Origin of the sequence: Pseudomonas sp. FDAARGOS_761, assembly GCF_013343155.1 — a bacterium.
In the GTDB taxonomy this organism is placed as follows: domain Bacteria; phylum Pseudomonadota; class Gammaproteobacteria; order Pseudomonadales; family Pseudomonadaceae; genus Pseudomonas; species Pseudomonas aeruginosa.
Window position 1 is genome coordinate 5477014 of the sequence record NZ_CP054572.1, and the last position, 17759, is coordinate 5494772.

The window sequence follows — 17759 nt, forward strand, 5'->3', positions numbered from 1 at the left end:
CAACGATGCCTCCCATCGACGATCCCTTCGGCACCCCGGCCGGCGGCGGCAACGGAAGCCCGCCCGACGACCGCACCATGATCATGCCGCGTCCCGGCGGCCGCGCCCCGGAACCGGCCGGCGGCCCCCGCGGCGGCGATCCCTACACGCCGCCGATGGCCAGCCTGGCGCCGCTGAGCGGCCGCGGCGACGGCCTCAACCCGCTGGAGCAGGCCGCCGGCCCACTGCTGGCGATGCTCACCCGCCTGCGCAACACCATCGCCCATCCGGCGCCGGCCAGCCTGCGCGCGCAACTGCTCGGCTACCTGCGCCAGTTCGAGGAGAAGGCACGCCAGGCCGGCGTGGCGCCGGACGAAGTGATGCTGGCGCGCTACGTGCTCTGCACCGCCCTCGACGAAGCGGTGCTCAGCACGCCGTGGGGCAGCACCAGCGACTGGGGCAAGCAGAGCCTGCTGATCACCCTGCACAACGAGGCCTGGGGCGGCGAGAAGGTCTTCCAGTTGCTCGAACACTGCCTGCAGAACCCGCACCAGCGCCTGCACCTGCTGGAGCTGCTGTACCTGTGCACCAGCCTCGGCTTCGAAGGCCGCTACCGGGTCATGCACGACGGCCGCAGCCAACTGGAGGCGCTGCGCGAGCGCACCGCGGCGGTGATCCGCAGCACCCGCGGCGAGTACGAGCACGAACTGTCGCCGCACTGGCGCGGCCTCAGCGTGATGCGCGACCGCCTTTCGCAATACCTGCCGCCGTGGGTCGGTATCGCCATCGGCCTGGCCTTGCTGCTGGCCTTGCTATTCGGCCTGCGGATGAAGCTGGCCGCCGACGCCGAGCCGGTGTTCAAGCGCATCCACGCCATCGGCGAGATCCCGGTGCAGGCCATCGACCGCCCGGCGGTGCAGCCGCGGGTGATCGAACGGCCACGCCTGGCGCGCTTCCTCGCCGACGACATCAAGGCCCAGCGAGTGGCGGTGGAGGACGCCGTCGACCGCTCGGTGGTGACCATCCGCGGCGACGAGCTGTTCGCCAGCGCCAGCGCCAGCGTGCGCGACGAGTTCCAGCCGCTGCTGCTGCGCATCGCCGACGCCCTGCGCAAGGTCAAGGGCCAGGTGCTGGTCACCGGCCATAGCGACAACCGGCCGATCGCCACGCTGCGCTACCCGTCCAACTGGAAACTGTCCCAGGCCCGCGCCCAGGAGGTCGCCGACCTGCTCGGCGCGACCACTGGCGACGCCGGCCGCTTCACCGCCGAAGGGCGCAGCGACACCGAGCCGGTGGCGACCAACGCCAGCGCCGAAGGCCGCGCACGCAACCGCCGGGTGGAAATCACCGTATTCGCGGAGGGCGCGCAATGAAAGGCTTCCTCAACTTCTTCGCGCGCTGGGTGGTGCCGGTGCTCGGCCTGCTCGCCCTGAGCCTGATCATCTGGTTCCTCGGCCCGCTGCTGCGCCTGGGCAACTACGAACCGTTGGCCTCGGCGACCAGCCGCTGGGTGCTGATCGTTCTGCTGTTCCTGGTCTGGATCGGCTTCCGCGTGCTGCGCATCGTGCAGGCCCGGCGCAACGCGGCGAAGGTCATGCAGAGTCTCGCCGAGGTCAGCGCGCCGGACGCCGCCAGCGTCGCCACCGCCGAAGAGCTGGCGACCCTCAAGCAACGCATGGACGAGGCCCTGGCCCTGCTCAAGCGGGCCAAGCTGGGCGGCAGCGAGCGGCGCAACCTGTACGAGCTGCCCTGGTACGTGATCATCGGCCCGCCCGGTTCGGGCAAGACCACCGCGCTGATGAATTCCGGCCTGGACTTCCCGCTCGCCGCACAGATGGGCGCCGGGGCGATCCGCGGGGTCGGCGGCACGCGCAACTGCGACTGGTGGTTCACCGACGAAGCGGTGCTGCTGGACACCGCCGGCCGCTATACCACCCAGGACAGCCACGCCCAGGTGGACAAGGCCGCCTGGCTGGGCTTCCTCGACCTGCTCAAGACCCAGCGCAAGCGCCGCCCCATCGATGGCGCGTTCATCGCCATCAGCCTTTCCGACCTGCTGCTGGGCAGCGACGCCGAGCGCGCCGCCCATGCCCAGGCGATCCGCGCGCGCATCCAGGAGCTGTACCAGCAGCTCGGGGTGCGCTTCCCGATCTACGTGATGCTGACCAAGTTCGACCTGGTGCCGGGCTTCATGGAGTTCTTCGACAGCCTGAACCGCGAGGAACGCGCGCAGGTCTGGGGGATGACCTTCGCCCTCGACGACGGCAAGAGCGCGGAAGGCCCGCTGGCGGTGTTCGACAGCGAATTCGCCCTGCTCGAACAGCGTCTCACCGCGCGCCTGGTGGAACGCCTGCAGCAGGAGCGCGACCCGGCGCGGCGCGATCTGGTCTACGGCTTCCCGCAGCAATTCGCCGCCCTGCGCGAATGCCTCGGCGAGTTCCTCAACGGCGTGTTCAAGCCCAACCCCTACGAGGAACGCCCGCTGTTGCGCGGCCTGTACTTCACCAGCGGAACCCAGGAAGGCAGTCCGATCGACCGCCTGATCGGCAGCATGGCGCAGTCGATGAACCTCGACCGCCAGCACCTGGCGCGGCAGACCGGAACCGGGCGCAGCTACTTCATCGAGCGGCTGTTCCGCGAAGTGGCGTTCGGCGAACGCGGCCTGGTCGGCACCAACCCGAAGGTCGAGCGCCGCCGCAAATGGCTGACCATCGGCGCGCTGAGCGCCACCGCGCTGGTGGTGCTGGCGGTGACGGCGGTATGGATCGCCAGCTACCGCGCCAACCAGAGCTACATCGCCGCGGTCGACCAGCGCGTCGACCCGCTGGCGCGCGGCATCGAGTCGCTGAGCCCAGCCCAGCGCGACGTCCTGGCCGTACTGCCACAGCTCAACGCGGTGCAGAATCTCGCCGGCGACGCGCCAAGCTGGGCCGAAGGCTACGGCCTGTACCAGGGCGACATGCTCGGCGAGGAGTCCACCAGCGTCTACCGCAAGCTGCTGATCGCGGTGTTCGCCCCGCGCCTGGTGACCCGCATCGAGGAACAGTTGCGCTCCGGCGGCAGCAGCGATTTCCTCTACGAGGGCCTGAAGGCCTACCTGATGCTCGGCAGCCCGGACCATTACGACGCCGACTTCATCAAGGCCTGGATCAGCCTCGACTGGGAACGCAACCTGCCGCGCGACCTCTCGCCGGAACAGCGCCAGGCGCTGCACGCGCACCTCGACGCGTTGCTCGAACGACGGCCGCCGTCGGCGCGCCTGGACCAGGACCTGGTCGAGGACCTGCGCCGCCAGTTGCAGCAACTGCCGGTGGCGCAGCGGGTCTACGACCGGGTCAAGCGGCAGAAGCTGCCCAAGGACGTGCCCGACTTCCGCATCAGCGACGCCGCCGGCCGCGACGCGCCGCTGGTGTTCGCGCGCAAGAGCGGCAAGCCGCTCACCGACCCGCTCAGCGGCTTCTTCACCTACCGCGGCTATCGCGAGGTGTTCCTCACCGCCAGCCTCAGCCAGGCCGGCACCATCGCCGAGGAACAGTGGGTGCTCGGGCGCGACCTGAACGATGCCGGCGATGCCGCCAACCTGGCCCTCGACGTGCGTCGCCTGTACTTCCAGGACTACCTGCGGCAGTGGGACGACCTGCTCGCCGACCTTACCGTAGTGCCGATCACCAATGTCACCCAGGCCGCCGACGTGCTGCGCATTCTCTCCGGACCGACCTCGCCGTTCCGCAAGCTGCTCGAGGCGGTGGCCCGCGAGACCGACCTGCAGAAGGGCGACCGGCTGGTCGCCGCGCAAGTGAAGAAGGCCGCCGACGGCACCGTGGACAAGCTCAAGCAGCGCCTCGGCTCGCTGGTCGGCCAGGAGGAGGAGCAAGGCGCCCGCGAACAGCCGCAGCAGGCCGACAGCGACCCGATCAGCGCCCACTTCGCCGAACTCAACAGCCTGGTCAGCAAGGGCGAGGGCGGCAACGAACCGGCGCCGATCGACAGCCTGCTGGAGGACATGAACGCGCTCTACGTACAGGTCAGCGCCATGGCCGGAGCCAGCGGCGACTCGCTGCTCGGCGACGCCAAGAACCAGGTGGCCGCCGCCGCCTCGCGCGTGGCCCTCAGCGCCGAGCGCCAGCCGCCGGTGGTCCAGGGACTGGTGAAGAACGTGGTCAACTCCACCACCAGCAGCATGATGGGCAGCGTGCGCAACCAGCTCAACGCGGCCTGGATCAGCGACGTGGTCAGCGTCTACCGGCAGTCCCTGGCCGGGCGCTACCCGATCGCCGCCGGCAGCTCGCGCGACGCCACCCTGGAAGACTTCGGCCACTTCTTCGGTGCCGGTGGGGTGATGGACAGCTACTTCCGCCAGTACCTGCAACCCTACGTCGACACCTCCGCCAGCACCTGGCGCTGGCAGCCCGGCGCGGCGCAGAAGCTCGGCATCAACCCCGGCGTGCTGCACACCTTCCAGCGCGCGGCGGCGATCCGCGACGCCTTCTTCCGCTCCGGCGGCATGCAGCCGGCGGTGCGCTTCGAACTCAAGCCGGTGACCATGGACGCGGCGATCAGCCAGTTCATCCTCGACCTCGACGGCCAGCAGCTGACCTACGACCACGGCCCCAGCCGCCCGGTGGCGATGCAGTGGCCGAGCGCCAACGGCCTCGGCGTGGTCCGCCTGACGGTGACGCCGCCGCCCAGCAGCGGCCGTTCCGGCCTGACCCTGGAGGGCCCCTGGGCCTGGTTCCGCCTGCTCGACCAGTCGGACCTGGAACGCGGCAACTCGCCGGACCGCTTCACCCTGCGGCTGCGCATCGACGGCTCCAGCATCGCCTGCGAGCTGCGCGCCAGCAGCGCCTTCAACCCCTTCAAGAGCCGGGTCGTGTCCGGCTTCAGCCTCCCGGAGCGCCTTTGAACAGCGTCGGCTTCTACGGCAAGCTGGCCGGCCGCGGCGATTTCGTCAGCCGCGGCCTGCCGAACACCTTCGTCGAACCCTGGGACGCCTGGCTGGCCAGCGGCATGCGCGCCAGCCAGGACGAACTCGGCGCGGCCTGGCTCGACGCCTACCTGACCAGCCCGCTGTGGCGCTTCGCCATCGCCCCCGGCCTGCTCGGCGGCGAAGCGGTGGCCGGGGTGGTGATGCCGAGCATCGACCGGGTCGGTCGCTATTTCCCGCTGACCGTCGCCTGCCTGCTGCCGGCGAACGCCGACCTCGGCGGGCTGGTCGGCGGCGACGACGGCTGGTTCGAGCAGGTCGAGAGCCTGCTGCTCTCCACCCTCGAACCGGAGGCCGAGGTCGAGGCCTTCGAGCAGGCGGTGGCGCAGCTCCCGGCCCCTCCCTGCGGACCGCGCATCGAACAATCGCTGATCAGCGGCAACCTGCTGCGCAGCGAAGCGGTGACCCCGGCGCAGCGCCTCGCCGCGCTGGCCCAGCATGCCTGCGACGGCGCCAGCCACTGGTGGGGACGCGGCTCGGCACGGATCTCCGCCGGCCTGATGCGCTACCAGGGCCTGCCGCCGGCGCCGGCGTTCGGACGATTCCTCACCGGAGAGGGCGAGGTGATCCCGCTCTTTCCCGGCATACCCGGTTAAGGACAACTGATGGTGCCCAACTCAGTCAGCTACTACAGGTCGGCCAGCTACAGCCACGTCGGCATGGTCCGCAAGGTCAACGAAGACGCCAGTCTCGACGCCCCAGAGTCGGGACTCTGGGTGGTCGCCGACGGCATGGGCGGCCACGCCGCCGGCGACTTCGTCAGCAGCCTGATCGTCGATACCCTGCGGCGCATCCCGGCGGCCTCCTCGCTACCGGCCTACGTCGGCGCGTTGCGCACCGGCCTCGCCCAGGTCAACGAGCGGGTTCGCCAGGAGGCCGGCCTGCGTGGCGTCAGCGTGATGGGCAGCACCCTGGTACTGCTCGCCGCGCGCGGCAACCAGGCGAGCTGCCTGTGGGCCGGCGACAGCCGCCTGTACCGCCTGCGCGGCGGCGTGCTGGAAGCCATCTCGCGGGACCACAGCTACGTCCAGGAGCTGCTCGACAACGCATTGATCAGCGAGGAAGAGGCGCGCCACCATCCGCGCGCCAACGTGGTCACCCGCGCGGTCGGCGTGCACGAGCAACTGGAACTGTCGGAAGCCGCGCTGCACGTGCTGCCCGGCGACAGCTTCCTGCTCTGCAGCGACGGCCTCAACAAGACCGCCGACGACAGCGAACTGCGCGACGTGCTCAGCCACAGCGATCCCTATGCGGTGGTCCGCAGCCTGGTCCACCTGGGCCTGACCCGCGGCGCCCCGGACAACATCACGGCCCTGGTGGTCAGGGCCTTCTGAGACGGACATGGACATAGAACTTCCGGGATTCGACATCGAACGCGAGCTGGGCGAAGGCGCCATGGCCACGGTCTACCTGGCCACCCAGCGCTCGCTGCAGCGCAAGGTGGCGCTGAAGGTGATGGCCGCGGCGCTGGCCGCCGACCCGAGCTTCGCCGAACGCTTCCTGCGCGAAGGTCGGACCCTGGCGCGGCTGTCGCACCCGAACACGGTGACCATCCACGACATCGGCAACGTCGGCAGTTGCTACTACATGGCCATGGAATACCTGCCCAACGGCACGCTCAAGGAGCGCATCCAGCAGGGCCTCGATCCCGAGCAGGGCCTGGCCTACGTACGGCAGGTGGCCGCCGCGCTCGGCTACGCGCACTCCCAGGGCCTGGTGCATCGCGACGTGAAGCCGGCCAACATCCTGTTCCGCGCCGACGGCACCGCGGTGCTCTCTGACTTCGGCATCGCCAAGTCGATCGAGGACAATACCCAGTTCACCCAGGTCGGCTTCGCCGTCGGCACCCCCAGCTACATGAGCCCGGAGCAGGCCCGCGGGCAGGAGATCGACGGCCGCGCCGACCTCTACGCGCTGGGCGTGGTGCTCTACGAGATCCTCACCGGCAAGCTGCCCTACAACGGCAAGGACTCGCTCTCCACCGCCCTGGCCCACCTCACCGAGCCGCTGCCGGAACTGCCGATCGAGCAGGGCCGCTACCAGGACATCCTGCGCCAGTTGCTGGCCAAGGACCCGGCCGAGCGCTTCCCCACCGCCGGCGCGTTGATCGCCGCCCTCGACCGCCTGGCGCCGAGCGCCCTGGAAGCCACCCAGATCCGTCCGCTGGCGACGCCGCAGGGCTCGCCGCGAGCGAGCAACCCGCCGCCGGCCGAACCCGCGCCCCTGCCGTCCGCCGACCTCGGCGGCCTGCAACCGGTGTCGATCCAGTTGCCGCCGGTCACGCCCAGCGCCGGCGGCGCCACGCCGCCTCCGCCTCCGCCGTCGCAAGCGGCGAAACCGCCATCGCCCCCGCCGCCTCCGTTGCCGCCGGCGAAGCCACGTGCCGGCGGCAGCCGCACGCCGTTGATCGCCGCCGCCGCGGCCGCCGTGCTCCTGGCGATCGGCGGCGGCGCCTGGTGGCTGCTGGGCTCGGGCGACGCGCCGAGCGCTGCCGATCCAGCGCCGCAGGGACAGACGCCGGCGGACAAGCCGCAGCAGCAGACCCCGGTGGCCGATGCCGAACAGGACGGCGGCGAGCGTCCGCTGCTGATGCCAGGCAAGAAGACCCTGTTCCAGCGCGTCCTGACCAAACCCGGCGCGGCCATCTCCGCCGAGGCTGGCGGCCCGCCCCGGGCCGGCGCGGTGCCGGCCTTCTCGGTGCTCTACGTGTACGCCCGCAAGCAGGTCGGCGGCAGCCCCTGGCTGCGCGTCGGCGCCTCCAGCAACGGCGAGGGCGACGGCTGGCTGCCGGCCAGCGCGGTGAGCGACTGGAAGCAGAGCCTGGTGCTGAAGTTCACCGAACGCTCCGGCCGCGCGCCGGTGATGTTCCTCAACAGCGCCGAGCAGGTCGAACGCCTGCTCGGCGATACCCGCGCGGCGCGCGACACCCTGACCCAGGCGGTGGACCACAAGGGCGATCCGCAGGTGGTCGCGGTCGAGCCCAACGACCGGGCGATCCCCCAGGACCAGTTCTACCTGCTGCCGATCTTCGACTCGAAGGAGAGCTTCGACGCCGACGGCCAGCCGGCGCAGTTGCTGGAGGTCGCTTCGATCGACCCCGGCGGCAGCGCCACGGCACCCCAGGCGCCGCGGGGCGGCGCCAGCGGCGCGGCGAGCGACACCTTCCGCACCGGCATCGTCCTGGTGGTGGACACCTCGGTGTCGATGCAGCCCTACATCGACCGCGTGCGCGAGGTGATCGACGGCCTGCAGCGGCAGATCGGCGAGCGCGGCGACCTGGACAAGGTCAGCTTCGGCCTGGTCGGCTTCCGCAACAACACCGACAAGACCCCCGGCCTGGAATACGTCAGCAAGACCCTGGTGCCGCTGCAACCGGGCAACGACGCGCAGCGCTTCGCCGAGTTGAGCAGCCAGGTGCGCGCCACCGACGTCTCCAGCCACTCGTTCAACGAAGACGCCTTCGCCGGGATCATGCAGGCGGTCGACGAAATGGACTGGTCGCCCTACGCCGGGCGCGTGGTGCTGCTGGTCACCGACGCCGGCGCGCTGCGCAAGAACGACCCGCTCGGGCGCACCCAGATGAACGAGGCCGAGGTCCGCCAGGCGGCGCTGCGCAAGGGCGTGAAGATCTATGCGCTGCACCTGCGCACCCCGGCCGGGAAGAACAACCACGGCTACGCCGAGCAGCAGTACCGCAGCCTCACCGCCGACGCCAACCCGAAGATCGCCGACCTCTACATCCCGGTGGCCGGCGGCGAGGTGAACGCCTTCGGCAACACGGTGAAGGAGATCGGCACGGTGTTCGCCGACCTGGTCCACGACGCCGGCAACCGCAAGCCGCAGGCGCCGCGCTTCGACGCCGCGCCAAGCGTGGCGAGCAAGTCGGCGGCCATCGGCTACGCCATGCAGATGGAATTCCTCGGTCGCCGCGACCCGGTGCGCGCGCCGCAGGTCGTCACCGCCTGGACCGCCGACCGCGACCTGACCAACCCGGCGCTGCCGGCGTTCCAGGTCTGCGTGCTGCTGAGCAAGCTGCAACTCAACGAACTGCAACAGTCGCTGAAACTGATCGTCGACGCGGCCAAGCGCACCCAGACCTCGCCCAAGGACTTCTTCCAGGAAATCGCCAGCGCCAGCGCCTACATGAGCCGCGACCCGGCGCAACTGGTGAAGGGCAGCAACCTGGCGCAGAGCGGCGTGCTCGGCGAATACCTGGAAGGCCTGCCGTACCGCAGCAAGTCGCTGAACATGACCCAGGACCTCTGGCTGTCGCTGAGCGTCGCCGAGCAGCAGGACTTCATCGACGAACTGGAGTCGAAGATCCGCCTCTACGAAACCTTCCACAACGACGTCGCCAACTGGGTCCGGTTCGGCGACGCCGACGCCGGCGACGCGCTGTACCGCGTGCCGCTGTCGACGCTGCCATGATCCTGCGCCTGCACGAGGTCGCCCGCAGCCACGGCGCCGGCCGCCAGCGCTACCGCCTGCGGGTGCCGGCGCTGGAATTGCGCGCGGGTCGCCAGCTGGCCATCGTCGGCCCCAGCGGCTGCGGCAAGAGCACCCTGCTCGACCTGCTGGCGCTGGCCCTGGCGCCGGACCCGGGCGGGCGCTTCGAATTCCTCGCCGGGGAACGCCCACAGGACATCGCCGCGCTCTGGCGCGACGGCCGCCAGGACCGCTTGGCGGCGCTGCGCCGGCAGCACTGCGGCTACGTGCTGCAAAGCGGCGGGTTGCTCGAGTTCCTCGATGTGCGGCGCAACATCGGACTGCCCTGCGCATTGCTCGGCGCCCCGTCCGCCGAGCGCGTGCAGGCGCTGGCCGAGCGGCTGGAAATCGGCGACCAGCTGGACAAGAAACCGGCGGCGCTGTCGGTCGGCCAGCGCCAGCGGGTCGCCATCGCCCGCGCCCTGGCGCATGCGCCGCGCCTGTTGCTGGCCGACGAGCCGACCGCGGCGCTCGACCCGCTGAACGCCGAACGGGTGATGCGCCTGCTGGTGGAACAGGCCCGCGAGCGCGGCGCCTGCACCGTGGTCGCCACCCACGACGAGCGCCTGGCCCGCGCCGCCGGACTCGAAGTCCTGGCCATCCGCTGGCAACGCGAGGCCGACGACAGCGTCGGCGCCTGCCTCGAGGACGTCGGCTGATGCGCGCCGGCCTGCTGCTCTCGCTGGCCTGGGCCGACTATCGCGGCGAGGCGCGCCTGTCGCTCTGCGCGATCTTCGCCCTGGCGGCGGTGATCACCCCGCTGCTGGTGCTGTTCGGCCTCAAGTACGGCCTGGTCAGCACCCTCACCGAGCGGCTGGAGCGCGCGCCTTCTGTGCGCGAGATCATTCCGGTCGGCGGCGCCCGCTACCGTGCCGAGGACATCGCCGCCCTGGCCGCACGCGCGGACGTCGCCTTCGCCGTGCCGCGCACCCGGCAGATCGCCGCCACCGCCGACCTCAGCGGCGGCGGCGAGACCGCCCTGAGCGTCGAGATGATTCCCAGCGCCGCTGGCGACCCGCTGCTGGCCGGCCTGCCGCAACCCGACCGGCCGACCCGCGTGGTGCTCAGCCACGGCGCCGCGGAAAAACTCGGCGCCCAGCCTGGCGAGCGCATCGTCGCGCGCATCGGCCGGCGCATGGATGGCCAGGCACAGAGCCAGCGCCTGGAGCTGGAAGTGCTCGCGGTGCTGCCGCAGGAGCGTTTCGCCCGCGACGCGCTGTTCGCCCCGCTAGCCCTGCTGGAAGCCGCCGAGGACTATCGCGACGGTCGCGCGGTGGCCGCCTACGGCTGGCCGGGGAAGGCCGGCGAGACCCCGCGCGCACGCATCTACCCGGGCTTCCGCCTGTACGCCCGCGACCTCGATGCGGTGGAAGGGCTGCGCCGGCACTTCGTCGCGAGTGGCGTGGAAGTCGCCACCCAGGCCGAGGCCATCGCCCAGGTGCGCAGCCTCAGCCGCAACCTCGGCCTGGTGTTCTGGATCGTCGCCGCGCTGGCCATCGGCGGTGCCTTCGCGGCCATCGCCGCCAGCAGCCTGGCCGCCGTCGAACGCAAGCGCCGCGCCCTGGCGGTGCTGCGTCTGCTGGGCTTCCCGACCGCCGCGCTGGTCGGCTTCGTCATGCTCCTGGCGCTGTTCAGCGCCGTCTTCGGCCTGTTCCTCGCCGGGCTGCTGTACGCCGCCACGGCCGGCGCGCTGAACCACCTGTTCGACAACCAGAGCGGCGAGTTCGTCTGCCGCCTGCTGCCCAGCCACTACCTGACGGCGCTGCTCGCCACGCTGCTGTGCAGCGTCCTGGCCGCCGCCAGCGGCGGCTGGCGCGCGGCGCGGATCGAAGCCGCAGAGGGATTACGCGATGTTTGAGAAAGCCATTCTTCCGCTCGCCCTCGGCGCCTGCCTGGCATTTGCCGCGCCGGCCTGGGCCGAAGGCGACTCGCCGGACAATCCCAAGCCGCTGGCCGACGACGTCGCCCTGCCGCTGCCGTGTGGCGGCGAGATGGTCTTCCGGCATGTCTACGTACTCGCCGAAGGCGCCCTCGACGATCGCGAGGTCAACCTCGGCTACGCCTTCAACGAAGGCGAGGCGGGCTACCAGCAGTCGTTCATCTCCGGCTACCGGCGCGACTACGTGAACGGCCAGTTCAGCCTCGCCGACCTGGCACCGGCCTGGCAGCAGAAGCTCTCCGCCAGCCTGCCGAAGCCTGCCGCCGGCACCCCGCTGAAGCCGATGCTGTACTTCATCGGCAAGTACGAGGTGACCGCCCGCCAGTACGCCGCGGTGATGAGCCAGGCGGCCGCGCTCTCCGGCCAGGGCGAGGCGCCGGCCTGCGACGTGCCGGACGGGATGGCCGCGCGTCTGCCCAAGGTCGACCTCTCGCGCTTCGACGCCGAACGCTTCGGCGCGGTGTACAGCGCCTGGCTGCTGAAGAACCACCCGGAACTGCTGCCGGTCAGCGGCCGCGGCAAGAATCCGGAGGACGGCGGCATCGGCTTCGTCCGCCTGCCCACCGAGGTCGAGTGGGAGTTCGCCGCGCGCGGCGGTCAGGCGGTAAGCCGCCAGGAACTGGAAGGCCGGCTGTTCCCGCGCAAGGTCGAGGGCAGCGACCAGGAGGGCCCGCTGGGCGACTGGGCGGTGTACAACCAGGTCGCCGGCGGCACCGGCCAGGCCGCGCGACTGTTGCCGGTGGGGATGAAGCGGCCGAACCCGCTGGGCCTGTTCGACGTGATCGGCAATGCCGCGGAGATGGTCCAGGAGTCCTTCCAACTGGTCCACGCCGGACGCCGGCAGGGCACATATGGCGGTTTCGTGGTGAAGGGCGGGAACTATCTCGAAGGCGAGATGACTCTATTCACCGGGATGCGCCGCGAATACCCGCTGTTCGCCGCGGACGGCAGCGAACAGCGCAACGAGACCACCGGTTTCCGCGTCGCCATCGGCGCGCTGTCCGCGCCGCGCTCGCGCTATCCCGAGCTGTTCGCCCAATGGCAGAAGGAAGGCCGACTAGCGGCATTGACCGATGCCATCGATGACGCTCAAGATCCCACCAAGCAATTGGACGGAATCATTGCCGCCACCCGCGACCCGCAGATGCAGGCGCAGTTGGCCCAGATAAACGAGGAACTCAAGCGTAACGTTTCGTTGATCGCCCGGCAGCGCGAAGAGGCCGCCGGAAACCTGATACAGTCGGCGGCACTGGTCGCCGAGACGATCAACAACTACAACATACGCCTGACCAACCTCAAGAAGGACAGGGAGAAAGCCGTGGCAGCCAGGGATCAGGCGACCGCCCAGCTCTATGCCGGCGCCATCGCCAACGGGCGCAGCGCCCTCGATGGCGCATTGGCCATCTACATCGACAACCTCGCCACCGGCACCCGTTACACCGACGCGGTGATCCAGGCGCAGTTCCAGCGCATCCAGGAAGAACTCAATCGCAACCCGGTTCTGGGCAAGAGCCTGGTCAAGCGCGCGACCCTGTTCGTCAAACACGTCGGAGATTATCGCCAGCAGCACCGGGCCGAGCCGGAGGCGGTATTGAAGGAATTGCTCGCGTCCAGCGGGCGTTGAAGGAGTTCCGTCCGGCACCTCTCGGCAGCCGGGCGGTTCATCAAACCAGGAGTGAGATGCAATGAGCCAACCCAGCGAAAACCGTTTGATCACCTCGGCGCGCTACGCGCTCTGCCTGTTGACCGCCAGCGGCGTGCTGCTCAGCGGCTGCGCCAGCAGCGGCGTCGGCTCGGTCGCCCAGACCACCCGCGCGGAATACTACCCGTCCTGCTACGAGCCGGTGTCGCACCTGCGCAGCACCGATAACGCGGTGCGCAACTCGGCCATCACTGGCGCCATCACCGGCGGCCTGCTGGGCGGCCTGGCCGGCGGCCTGGCCAGCGACGAGAACCGCGGCCGCAATGCCGCCCTCGCTGCCGCAGGCGGCGCCCTGGCCGGCGGCGCGGCGGGCTACTACATGGAAAAGCAGAAGCAGATCAGCGACGACCGCGCGCGCATCGGCTCCTACGCTACCGACGTCGACCGCAGCACCGTCGAGATCAACCGTAGCGTGGCCTACGCCAAGTCGGCGCAAAGCTGCTACCAGAGCCAGTTCAAGGCCCTGCTCGACGGCCGCAAGAACAAGTCGATCAACGAAGCCGAAGGGCGCAAGCGCCTGGCCGAGATCGTCAGCGGCCTGCAGGAGACCAACGCTCTGCTGGTCGCCGCCAACGGCCGTGCCGGCGAGAACATCAACAACTACACCCAGGCCTACGAGAAAGACCTGCAGCAGGTCGGCGTACCGCGCACCGAAGTGACCAAGGTCGCCGAGGCCGAGAACCGCGCCAGCACTACGAAAGGCGGCAGCAAGCCCAAGACCGGCAGCAATCCCAAGGTGCCGAAGGAAGCGGTCGCCACCGAGCAGACTATCCGCAAGGCCCAGGACGCGCAAAGCGAAGGCAACAAGGTGGCCTCCCGGGGCCAGGGCATGATCCAGGAAGTCTGCAACAGCCCGGACATGGGCGACTGGGCACCGCCGAGCTGCGCCAAGGCCTGATCGGCCTCGTTACCGGCACGAACGCGACGGCGACCTTCGGGTCGCCGTTTCGTTGATGGGCCTGGCGCGCTGACCCGGCCGGCCTGAAGGGCGAGCGTTCGCCGGGACGGCTGCTTCCGACGTTTCCGGCTTCCCCGGCGGCAGCGGTTCTTCCCGCAGGGCGGATACCGCCACCGGCACGCTCCGCCGCAACTCCGCCCTATACGAAATGCTGCGCCGCGGGAAAAACGCTAGAACAACGCCATCTGCGCCCCCGGCACGGCGAACCGGCTGCAATCCAGCCCGAAGCCCTCGCGGCGGTCCAGCCCGAGGCGCTTCATCGCCACCGCGAAACGCTGCGCCAGCAGGTCGGCGAACGGTCCCTGGCCGCGAAAGCGGTGGCCGAAGCGGCTGTCGTAGACCTCGCCGCCACGGCATTGGCGGACCAGGCTCATCACATGCTCGGCGCGTTGCGGGTAGTGCGCCGCCAGCCATTCCTCGAACAGCGGGCCGACTTCGCGCGGCAGGCGCAGGAGCATGTACGCGGCGCTGCGCGCGCCGGCGTCCCGCGCCGCCTGGAGCAGGCGCTCCAGCTCCATGTCGTTGACCATCGGGATCATCGGCGAGCAGAGCACGCCCACCGGGATGCCGTTGCCGCTGAGCGTGCGGATCGCCCGCAGTCGCGCCGAGGGCGCCGCCGCGCGCGGTTCGAGAATGCGCTTCAGCTCGTCGTCGAGGGTGGTCAGGCTGATCATCACCGCCACCAGGTTCTGCTCCGCCAGTTCGCGCAGCAGGTCGAGGTCGCGAAGGATCAGCGAGCCCTTGGTGACGATGGTCAGCGGGTGACGGAAGCGCAGCAGCACCTCCAGCACCTGGCGGGTCAGGCGGCGTTCGCGTTCCAGCGGCTGGTAGGGGTCGGTATTGGCGCCCAGGTTGATCGGCGCGCAGCGATAGCCGGGCTTGCTCAGTTCCTGCTCCAGCGCGCTGGCGACGTTGCTCTTGGCGATCAACCGGGTCTCGAAATCGATCCCCGGCGAGAGGTCCCAATAGGCATGGCTGGGCCGCGCATAGCAGTAGATGCAACCATGCTCGCAACCACGGTAGGGATTGATCGAGCGATCGAAAGGGAGGTCCGGCGACTGGTTGCGGGAGATCACCGTGCGGGCGATCTCCTCGCGCACCTCGGTGAGCTGGATCGGCGGCACCTCCTGCTCCCAGCCATCGTCGAAGGCCTCGCTGTGGGTCGGGGCGAAGCGGTTGAGGGGGTTGCTGGCGGTACCGCGACCGCGCGGGGGCAGGGGAGCGCTCATGAGGGGAACCCGGCGAAATACTGTATATAAATACAGTATCGCACCGGACCCCGGCCCACAGCCATCGCCGCCGGTCGGCGGCGAGCGGTCAGGCGTCGGGCTTCTTCTTCAGCTTGGGATTGGGGAAGAACTGCACCGACTGCACCTTCGGGTTGGCCGGCTTCGGCGCGTTCTGGTTGACCCGCGTACCCAGCTCCTTCGGGATCGACTGGCCCTGGGCGTTGAGCGTGTCGGCGTAGCCGCAGGCCACGCATTCGCGGTGCGGCACGCCGTCCTCTTCCCACATCTGGATCTTGTCCTGTTCGCTGCACGCCGGGCAGACCGCCCCGGCGATGAAGCGCTTCCTGGTGATCGCCGGGCTCATGCGGCCTCCCCGACCAGCCCGGAGTGACGCAGCAGGGCGTCGATGGACGGCTCGCGACCGCGGAAGTCGACGAACAACAGCATCGGCTCGCGGGAGCCGCCGCGGGCCAGGATCGCCTCGCGGAAGGCACGCCCGGTATCGGGGTTGAACACGCCTTCTTCCTCGAAACGCGAGAAGGCATCGGCGGACAGCACCTCGGCCCACTTGTAGCTGTAGTAACCGGCCGCGTAGCCGCCGGCGAAGATGTGCGCGAAGCTGTTGGCGAAGCGGTTGTACGCCGGCGGACGCATCACCGCCACTTCGTCGCGGATGCCCTCGAGTACCTGCAGCACGCTGCGGCCGTCGCCGTGGGTAGCGTGCAGCTCGAAGTCGAAGAGGGAGAACTCCAGCTGGCGGACCATCATCATCCCGGACTGGAAGTTCTTCGCCGCCAGCATCTTCTCCAGCAGGTCCTGCGGCAGCGCCTCGCCGGTCTCGTAGTGGGCGGAGATCAGCGCCAGGCCTTCCGGCTCCCAGCACCAGTTCTCCATGAACTGGCTGGGCAGCTCGACGGCGTCCCAGGCCACCCCGTTGATCCCGGAGGCGGCGGCATGCTCGACGCGGGTCAGCAGGTGGTGCAGGCCATGGCCGAACTCGTGGAACAGGGTAGTGACCTCGTCGTGGGTCAGCAGCGCCGGCTTGCCGTTCACCGCCGGGGTGAAGTTGCACACCAGGTAGGCCACCGGGTCGATCAGCCGGCCCTGGGCGTCGCGCCGGCGGTCGCGGGCGCCGTCCATCCAGGCACCGCCGCGCTTGTTGGCGCGGGCATAGAGGTCGAAGTAGAAGCGGCCGACGTGCTCGCCGTTCTCGAGGATCTCGAACAGGCGTACGTCGGCGTGCCAGCGTTCGAAATCGTGCAGTTCGCGGATCTGGATGCCGTAGAGGCGCTCGACGATGGCGAACAGGCCGGAAAGCACCTTGTCCACCGGGAAGTAGGCACGCAGCGCCTCCTGGGACACGCTGTAGCGCGCCTCGCGGAGTTTCTCGGCGTAGTAGCCGGCGTCCCAGCTCTGCAATTCGGTGCAGCCCTGCTCGGCGGCGTAGGCGCGCAGCTGCTCCAGGTCGCGGGCGGCGAACGGCTTGCTGCGCACCGCCAGGTCGCGGAGGAAGCTGAGCACCTGGTCGCTGGACTCGGCCATCTTGGTCGCCAGCGACAGCTCGGCGTAGTTGGCGAAGCCGAGCAGGCCGGCCAGCTCCTGGCGCAGGTCGAGGATCTCTTCCATCACCGGACCGTTGTCGTTCTGCCCAGCGTTAGGGCCCTGGTCGGAGGCGCGGGTGCAGTAGGCGGCGTATACCTCTTCGCGCAGGGCGCGGTCATCGGCATAGGTCATCACCGCGTAGTAGCTGGGGAACTCCAGGCTGATCAGCCAGCCGTCCAGGCCCTTGGCCTCGGCGGCCTGCTTCATCTGGGCCTTGGCCGAATCGGTCAGGCCGGCCAGCGCGGCTTCGTCGGTGACATGCTTGGTCCAGGCCTGGGTGGCGTCGAGCAGTTGGTTGGAGAAACGGCTACCCAGCTCGGACAGGCGCGACTGCACCTCGGCATAGCGCTTCTGCTTGTCCGCCGGCAAGTCGATGCCGGACAGGCGGAAGTCGCGCAGGGCATGTTCGAGGATGGTCTTCTGGGCCACGTCGAAGCCGGCCGCCTCGGGGCTCTTCGCCAGCGCCTCGTAGGCCTCGAACAGGGCGCGGTTCTGCCCCAGCTCGGTGGAGTAGGCCGACAGCTCCGGCAGGCAGGCCTCGTAGGCCTCGCGCAGCTCGGCGCTGTTGCACACCGCGTTGAGGTGGCTGACCGGACTCCAGGCGGCGCCCAGACGGTCGTTGAGTTCGTCCATCGCCAGCACCAGGCCCTTCCAGGTCGGCTGCTCGCGCTGGGTTTCCAGCAGGCGGGCGATGGCGGCGCGGTTATCGGCGAGGATCCGCTCGATGGCCGGCTTCACGTGTTCCGGGCGAATGGAGGAGAAAGGCGGCAGGTCGTAGGCCTGCAGAAGGGGATTCGCGCTCACGTTGGCAACCTTGGCTAAGGAAATACCCGACCATCTTAAATACAATCGGCGGCATCCGCAGCCTGAGGAAAACTATC

The 17759-nt window shown here is 69.8% G+C and carries 12 protein-coding genes; 9 read left to right on the plus strand and 3 right to left on the minus strand.

The window, feature by feature from the left end; translation table 11 throughout:
• The first annotated feature begins 5 nt into the window (after positions 1 to 5).
• From FOC67_RS25555 to tagQ, 9 genes are all read left to right on the plus strand, one after another.
• Positions 6 to 1352, plus strand: a complete 1347-nt coding sequence (locus FOC67_RS25555; protein WP_033993169.1) for a DotU family type VI secretion system protein — start codon at positions 6 to 8, stop codon at positions 1350 to 1352.
• Complete coding sequence (tssM, locus tag FOC67_RS25560; RefSeq protein WP_009314904.1) at positions 1349 to 4882, plus strand: type VI secretion system membrane subunit TssM; 3534 nt, start codon at positions 1349 to 1351, stop codon at positions 4880 to 4882. Before FOC67_RS25555 ends, tssM begins: the two co-directional genes overlap by 4 nt.
• Positions 4879 to 5559: a type VI secretion system-associated protein TagF gene (gene tagF / locus FOC67_RS25565; protein WP_003083642.1), complete on the plus strand. Its 681-nt coding sequence runs from the start codon at positions 4879 to 4881 to the stop codon at positions 5557 to 5559. Before tssM ends, tagF begins: the two co-directional genes overlap by 4 nt.
• A 9-nt stretch (positions 5560 to 5568) precedes the next feature.
• The gene (gene pppA, locus FOC67_RS25570) at positions 5569 to 6297 is read left to right on the plus strand and encodes a serine/threonine phosphatase PppA (RefSeq protein ID WP_003083639.1); all 729 of its coding nucleotides are present in this window, start codon (positions 5569 to 5571) and stop codon (positions 6295 to 6297) included.
• 7 nt (positions 6298 to 6304) lie between these two features.
• A complete protein-coding gene (gene ppkA / locus FOC67_RS25575) occupies positions 6305 to 9391 on the plus strand; it encodes a serine/threonine protein kinase PpkA (protein WP_174707755.1) in 3087 nt (1028 codons plus the stop codon).
• Positions 9388 to 10107 carry a type IV secretion associated ABC transporter ATP-binding protein TagT gene (gene tagT / locus FOC67_RS25580; RefSeq protein ID WP_003136959.1) on the plus strand — a complete coding sequence of 240 codons (720 nt, stop codon included), beginning with the start codon at positions 9388 to 9390 and terminating at the stop codon, positions 10105 to 10107. The genes ppkA and tagT overlap by 4 nt, the downstream gene beginning before the upstream one ends.
• Entirely contained in the window at positions 10107 to 11306 is a 1200-nt protein-coding gene (gene tagS / locus FOC67_RS25585; RefSeq protein ID WP_003083634.1) for a type IV secretion associated ABC transporter permease TagS, read from the plus strand. The genes tagT and tagS overlap by 1 nt, the downstream gene beginning before the upstream one ends.
• Entirely contained in the window at positions 11299 to 13011 is a 1713-nt protein-coding gene (gene tagR, locus FOC67_RS25590) for a type VI secretion system-associated regulator TagR (RefSeq protein ID WP_009314901.1), read from the plus strand. The genes tagS and tagR overlap by 8 nt, the downstream gene beginning before the upstream one ends.
• A 61-nt stretch (positions 13012 to 13072) precedes the next feature.
• A complete protein-coding gene (tagQ, locus tag FOC67_RS25595; RefSeq protein WP_003083630.1) occupies positions 13073 to 13987 on the plus strand; it encodes a type VI secretion system-associated lipoprotein TagQ in 915 nt (304 codons plus the stop codon).
• Between the two features lie 230 nt (positions 13988 to 14217).
• On the opposite strand, the gene FOC67_RS25600 is transcribed toward tagQ, so the two are convergent.
• The 3 genes from FOC67_RS25600 to prlC all read right to left on the minus strand — a co-directional run bounded on the left by FOC67_RS25600 (position 14218) and on the right by prlC (position 17682).
• Positions 14218 to 15276: a PA0069 family radical SAM protein gene (locus FOC67_RS25600; RefSeq protein ID WP_009314900.1), complete on the minus strand. Its 1059-nt coding sequence runs from the start codon at positions 15274 to 15276 to the stop codon at positions 14218 to 14220.
• Between the two features lie 88 nt (positions 15277 to 15364).
• On the minus strand, positions 15365 to 15640 hold the full coding sequence (locus FOC67_RS25605) for a YheV family putative zinc ribbon protein (RefSeq protein ID WP_003083624.1): 276 nt from the start codon (positions 15638 to 15640) through the stop codon (positions 15365 to 15367).
• Complete coding sequence (gene prlC, locus FOC67_RS25610; protein WP_003083621.1) at positions 15637 to 17682, minus strand: oligopeptidase A; 2046 nt, start codon at positions 17680 to 17682, stop codon at positions 15637 to 15639. Before prlC ends, FOC67_RS25605 begins: the two co-directional genes overlap by 4 nt.
• Positions 17683 to 17759 lie beyond the last annotated feature (77 nt).

Coding starts and splice junctions, on each gene's coding strand:
- FOC67_RS25600 (WP_009314900.1), bottom strand. CDS start 15,276: ATGAGCGCTCCCCTGCCCCCGCGCGGTCGCGGTACCGCCAGCAACCCC.
- tagS (WP_003083634.1), top strand. CDS start 10,107: ATGCGCGCCGGCCTGCTGCTCTCGCTGGCCTGGGCCGACTATCGCGGC.
- tagQ (WP_003083630.1), top strand. CDS start 13,073: ATGAGCCAACCCAGCGAAAACCGTTTGATCACCTCGGCGCGCTACGCG.
- tagT (WP_003136959.1), top strand. CDS start 9,388: ATGATCCTGCGCCTGCACGAGGTCGCCCGCAGCCACGGCGCCGGCCGC.
- tssM (WP_009314904.1), top strand. CDS start 1,349: ATGAAAGGCTTCCTCAACTTCTTCGCGCGCTGGGTGGTGCCGGTGCTC.
- FOC67_RS25605 (WP_003083624.1), bottom strand. CDS start 15,640: ATGAGCCCGGCGATCACCAGGAAGCGCTTCATCGCCGGGGCGGTCTGC.
- tagR (WP_009314901.1), top strand. CDS start 11,299: ATGTTTGAGAAAGCCATTCTTCCGCTCGCCCTCGGCGCCTGCCTGGCA.
- FOC67_RS25555 (WP_033993169.1), top strand. CDS start 6: ATGCCTCCCATCGACGATCCCTTCGGCACCCCGGCCGGCGGCGGCAAC.
- ppkA (WP_174707755.1), top strand. CDS start 6,305: ATGGACATAGAACTTCCGGGATTCGACATCGAACGCGAGCTGGGCGAA.
- pppA (WP_003083639.1), top strand. CDS start 5,569: ATGGTGCCCAACTCAGTCAGCTACTACAGGTCGGCCAGCTACAGCCAC.